The organism is Rubrimonas sp., assembly GCF_036788415.1.
In the GTDB taxonomy this organism is placed as follows: domain Bacteria; phylum Pseudomonadota; class Alphaproteobacteria; order Rhodobacterales; family Rhodobacteraceae; genus Rubrimonas.
In genome coordinates, this window is record NZ_DAIQNN010000141.1 from 1 (window position 1) to 5,414 (window position 5,414).

Annotated in this window: 3 protein-coding genes; 1 reads left to right on the forward strand and 2 read right to left on the reverse strand. The window is 70.8% G+C overall.

Annotated features, from left to right (window positions below):
- Positions 1–100: 100 nt before the first annotated feature.
- The gene (locus V7Q31_RS17105; RefSeq protein ID WP_333835063.1) at positions 101–880 is read right to left on the reverse strand and encodes a hypothetical protein; all 780 of its coding nucleotides are present in this window, start codon (positions 878–880) and stop codon (positions 101–103) included.
- 166 nt (positions 881–1,046) lie between these two features.
- Positions 1,047–2,366: a UDP-glucose dehydrogenase family protein gene (locus V7Q31_RS17110; protein ID WP_333835064.1), complete on the reverse strand. Its 1,320-nt coding sequence runs from the start codon at positions 2,364–2,366 to the stop codon at positions 1,047–1,049.
- 280 nt (positions 2,367–2,646) lie between these two features.
- Here V7Q31_RS17110 and V7Q31_RS17115 point away from each other — a divergent pair, with 280 nt between their 5' ends.
- Positions 2,647–5,406: a right-handed parallel beta-helix repeat-containing protein gene (locus V7Q31_RS17115; protein WP_333835065.1), complete on the forward strand. Its 2,760-nt coding sequence runs from the start codon at positions 2,647–2,649 to the stop codon at positions 5,404–5,406.
- The last annotated feature ends 8 nt before the right edge of the window (positions 5,407–5,414 follow it).

The window sequence follows — 5,414 nt, forward strand, 5'->3', positions numbered from 1 at the left end:
CTCAAGCAGCTTCGCGCCCGGCGACGCTACTGGCGACGCTCACTGCGACGCTCACTGCGACGCTCACGGCGACACTCACGGGGCGGCATGGCGCGGCGCGTCAGGCCGGATAGCCGAGCCTGTCGGCGGCGTCGCCGAACCGCTCCGCGAAGGCGGCCGTCAGCCGGTCGTCGAACGCCTCGCGCCAGACGCCCGCCCTGCCGCTCTGCACATGCGCGCGCTTCTCCGCCACGCCGCCGAATATCGAGTTGCGCCGCGCCGCTTCCGCGGCCGCCGGCATCAGCTCGTCGCGCAGGCCGAGCAGGCGGAAGCAGGACCGGAAGAGCGACAGATCCGCGTCGACCATCAGATCCTCCAGGCGGACGATCATGGCGTCGGGGTGGCGCTCCTTCGCCGCGACCATCGCGCGCACCGTCCTGCCGCCGGAATGGTCCATCTCGAACACGACGCGCTCCTCGATCGTGGGAAGCGCGTTGATCGCTTCGCGATAGGTGGCGCCCAGCGTCGGCCAGTAGTCGCCCGGATACCGGTGCGTCGGCATGGTCAGCCAGGGCTCGTCCGCCCGGACGTGATACCTGGCCGCGCTGAGCACGACGTCCCGCGGGTCGCGGACGCAGATGAGCGTGGGCGCCGACGGGTCGGCGTGTCTGAACGATGCGTGGTCGTTGAACTCGATGTCCCAGCCGAGAAGCGGGCTGCGCGCCCGGCTGCTCCACCAGACCCTCAGACGGACGTCCCTCTGCAGGTCGCGCAGGATCGTGCTCCACAGCACGGTCCCGGTCTTGTGAAACGTGCCGATGCGCGATGGACGGGTGACGGCCGGCCGCTCCACGACGGACCGCAGCCGGCGGCGGAGATCGTTGGACACCATGCTCAACATCTGGCCGCTCCAAATGACCGGCCCCGTCCGGACGCGCCTCGGACGCGCCTCGGGCGCGCCGACGGCGATCGACCTTGCGGACCCGGGCGGCGCCGGTCGCCCGCGCCGCGCGCCGCGCGAACGTCGACTGGCGAGCGCCTGCGCGGCGGGGCCGGGCGGGCGGCGCTCATGCGGGCGCAGCGGCCGGCCGGCCGATCGAGGTGTAGGCGAAGCCCGCCGCCGCCGCCTCGGCCGGGCGGTAGATGTTGCGCAGATCGACGAGCGCGTCTCCCGACATCACCGAGCGCAACCGCGCGAGGTCGAGCCCGCGGAACATGTTCCACTCCGTCAGCAGAACGATCGCGTCCGCCGCCGCCGCCGCCTCGTAGGGGTCCTCGCGCCATGCGGCGCCCGGCAGGAGCGCCTCGCCCTCCTTGCGGCCGTGGGGGTCGCAGATCGTGACCGCGGCGCCGGCGCCGATCAGCGCGGGGACGACCACCAGCGACGGCGCCTCGCGCATGTCGTCGGTGTCGGGCTTGAAGGTGACGCCGAAGACGGCGATGCGCCGGCCGGCGAGGCGATCGTCGAGCGCGCCCGAGATCTTCTCCACCATCCGGCGCTTGCGGGCGTCGTTCACCGCGATGACCGTCTCGACGATTCGCAGCGGGCTGTTGGCCGACTGACCGGTCCGCGCCAGGGCGAGCGTGTCCTTGGGAAAGCACGAGCCGCCGTATCCCGGCCCGGGATGCAGGAACTTCGGCCCGATCCGGCGATCGAGCCCGACGCCGTGGGCGACGTCCTGAACGTCGGCGCCGACGTGCTCGCACAGATCCGCGATCTCGTTGATGAAGGTGATCCTGGTCGCGAGCATCGCGTTCGCCGCGTACTTGATCAGCTCGGCGCTTTCCAGCGAGGTGAAGTGGATGGGCGCGTCGCGCAGCGACAGCGGCCGGTAAAGGGCGCGCAGCACGTCGCGCGCGCGCTCCGTCGCCGCGCCGACGACCACGCGATCGGGCCGCATGAAATCCTCGATCGCGGCGCCTTCGCGCAGGAATTCCGGGTTGGACGCGACGTCGATCACGAGCTCGGGGCGGACGCGGCGCAGGATGCGCAGGACCTCCCGGTTGGTCCCCACGGGGACGGTCGACTTGATCACGACCACGCCGGGCGCCGTCATGGCGCGCCCGACCTCCTCCGCCGCGGCGTAGACATAGGACAGATCGGCGTGACCGTCGCCGCGGCGCGTCGGGGTGCCGACGGCGATGAAGACGGCGTCCGCGCCGTCGAGCGCAGCCGCGAGGTCCGTCGAGAAGGACAGCCTGCCCGCCGCGACGTTGCGCGCCGCCAGCGATTCCAGTCCGGGCTCGTAGATCGGCATGTCGCCGCGGCGCAGCATCTCGATCTTGGCCTGCGCCTTGTCCACGCAGACGACGTCGTGTCCGAAGTCCGAGAAGCACACTCCGGAGACGAGGCCGACATAGCCCGTCCCGATCATCGCTACGCGCAAGTCGAATCTCCCCGGCCGTCCTGTCGACGCCACCCGTGGTAGCGCAATTGGCCGCCGTCGCGCCAGATGTTGGGCGGACGCCGACATTTCGCTGCAACACCGCCACAATCGGGGGGCTGTTGCGCCCGGCCGTGCAATCCCCGTGCGGCGCCGCGAAACTTTGGTTAACCATCGCCGCCGTAAGTTCATCCCCACAGGCGCGCCAAGCTCTCCATCCCGACCCGCCTCCATCCGGCGCGCACGACCATCCGCGCCATCCCCCGTTCGGAGCCTTCCAAGGATGTCCACCACCCATGTCGTCGCCAACCGGGCGCAGTTCGACAGCGCCCTCGGGCGGATCAGCGACGGCGACGTCATCGCGCTGGCGCCGGGGGGCTTCGGCGGCCTGACGCTGCGCGATGCGGCGTTCGCGAAGGGCGTCACGATCACCTCGCTCGACCCGGCCTCGCCGGCCGTCGTGGAGTCGATGAACCTGTCGGGAAGCCGCAACGTCACCGTCGAGGGCGTCGCCTTCGCCCGGGACTGGCCGGTCGTCACCAACGCGTTCTACACGCTGCTTCGTCTCGACAACACGCAGGGCGTCGTCGTTCGCGACAACACCTTCACCGGCAGCGTCGTGAACGACGGCTCGAAGCACGACGGCCGGATCGTCGACGTCGGCATCTACGGCAGGGACGTGCGCGACGCCACGATCGAGGGCAACCACCTGGAGGGCACGCACCGCGGCGTGAGCTTCGGCGGGCTCTACAATTCGACGATCCGCGGCAACATGATCACCGACTACCGCGAGGACGGCATGTCGCTCGCCTATGTCTCGGGCTCGGTGATCGCCGGGAACGTGGTGCGCAACCCGATCCGGGCGGGGGGGGACCACCTCGACTACATCCAGATCCGGCAGGTCCGCGACACCGTCATCGACTCCAACTTCCTCGTCCAGGGGAACGGCGAGCCGTCGCAGGGCATCTTCATCGGCTCAGCCGACAGCGATCCGGCGTGGAACCACGGCCTGACCATCGTCAACAACATCGTCCACGGCGGCATGCGCAACGCGCTGTATCTCACCGGCATGAGCGATTCGACCGTCGCCAACAACGTCGTGCTCACCCACAACCGCAATTTCCACAACGCCTCGCTGATCATCCAGGAGTCGCCGCGCATCGAGGTCGTCGACAACGTCGTGTCGGGTTCCGGATCGTCGGCGCTCAACGTCGTCAGCGGCGGCGGCGTCTACCGCGGCAGCGTCTGGATGAACGGCGCCGACGTCTTCGGCCCCGCCCATCACACCCGCGTCCTCGCCAACGCCAATGTCGGCGGCGAAGCCCGGCCGTCGGACTTCGCGGTCGTGGCGCCGCATCTGCTGCAGGGCGGCCGCAGCCCCGGCGTCGACGTCGAACGCTTCGCCGCAGTCGAGGCCCTGCTCGGCCTGCAGCCGGCGCCCGGGCCGACGCAGGCGCTCAGCCTGCGGGGCATCGACTGGTCGTCGCATCTGCCGGGCGATCAGGACTTCGGCGCGATCGAGATCACCGACGGCGGGGTGAAGCTCACCGGCAACGTCTGGAAGCAGGCGGCGGGACCGGTCGCGCTCGACCCCCGGTCCGTCATCGCGGTCGACGTGACGATCGACAATCCCGGGGAGATCGTCGGCATCGGCTTCCTGCGCGACGGACGCGTCCTGCCCGAGCACGCCTTCGCCATCGCCGGCTCGCAGAACTGGGGCCACCGCGACGCATGGTCGCAGTGGCCGGCGGGGACGACCCGCACCGTCGTCATCGAGGTCGGCCGCTTCGTGAAGGGCGCCTTCGACGGGCTGGTGCTGATCGGCGACGACGACGCGCGGGCCGCGACATCGGTCGTCTTCTCCAATCTGCGGCTGACGAACGCCCTGGCCGCGTTGCCGGGGTCGGTCGACGCCGGGCCGGCTCCCGCCGACCCCGAGCCCGCGCCCGATGGCGGTCTGGCCCCGCCGGACGGATCCGTCGCGCTGCTTCAGCTCGATTTCTCGGACGGCGCGCGCAGCTTCGACGCGCGTCCCCACGGCATCGGCCCGCAGGACTTCGGCTTCGCCGAGACGCTCGACGGCGGCGCGACGCTGCGCGTGGGCGGCAACGGCTGGAAGCACCTCCCGCAGAACTTCACCGTCGTCGACGGCATGACGCTGTCCTTCGAGTTCGCCGCGCCCGCGATCGGCGAGATCCATGGCGTCGGGCTGGTTCGTCCGCGCGTCAATCTCCGCGAGACCACCTTCGCCCTCGCCGGGACGCAGGACGACTTCGGCCTCCTCGACTTCCGCGCCGACGGGATCGCGCCGGGCGAGTGGCGCCGCTTCGACATCGTGCTGTCGGACTACGTGTCCGGCGACTTCAGCGGCCTGCTGTTCATCATGGACAACGACGCGGCGCCGGCGGTCGGGGAAAGCCTCTTCCGCAACGTCGCGCTCTCCGCGCCCGATCCGCACGGCGCGACGCCGCCGGCGGACGCGTTCGACTTCGTCGACGTGACCAGCCCCGACTTCGTCGACGTTGCGCGCCTCGACTTCACGGACGCCGTGCGCAGCTTCGACGCGCGTCCCCACGGCATCGGCCCGCAGGATTTCGGCCTCGCCGAGACGCTCGACGGCGGCGCCACGGTCCGTCTCAGCGACAACGGCTGGAAGTACGTGGCCCAGAGCGTCGACGTCGTCGACGGGCTGACGCTGTCCTTCGAGTTCGCCGCGCCCGCGATCGGCGAGATCCATGGCGTCGGGCTGGTTCGTCCGCGCGTCAATCTCCGCGAGACCACCTTCGCCCTCGCCGGGACGCAGGACGACTTCGGCCTCCTCGACTTCCGCGCCGACGGGATCGCGCCGGGCGAGTGGCGCCGCTTCGACATCGTGCTGTCGGACTACGTGTCCGGCTCGTTCGACGGCTTCGTCTTCATCATGGACAACGACGAAGAGCCGGCCGTCGGCGAGAGCCTGTTCCGCAACGTCACGCTGTCCGCGCCCGACCCGATGCCGCCCGACCCGATGCTGCCCGACCCGATGCTGCTCGACGGGTTCTGAACGGGCCC

Bases quoted from the DNA above. Each gene is read 5' to 3' on its own strand.
- V7Q31_RS17115 (WP_333835065.1), top strand. From the start codon at position 2,647: ATGTCCACCACCCATGTCGTCGCCAACCGGGCGCAGTTCGACAGCGCC.
- V7Q31_RS17105 (WP_333835063.1), bottom strand. From the start codon at position 880: ATGTTGAGCATGGTGTCCAACGATCTCCGCCGCCGGCTGCGGTCCGTC.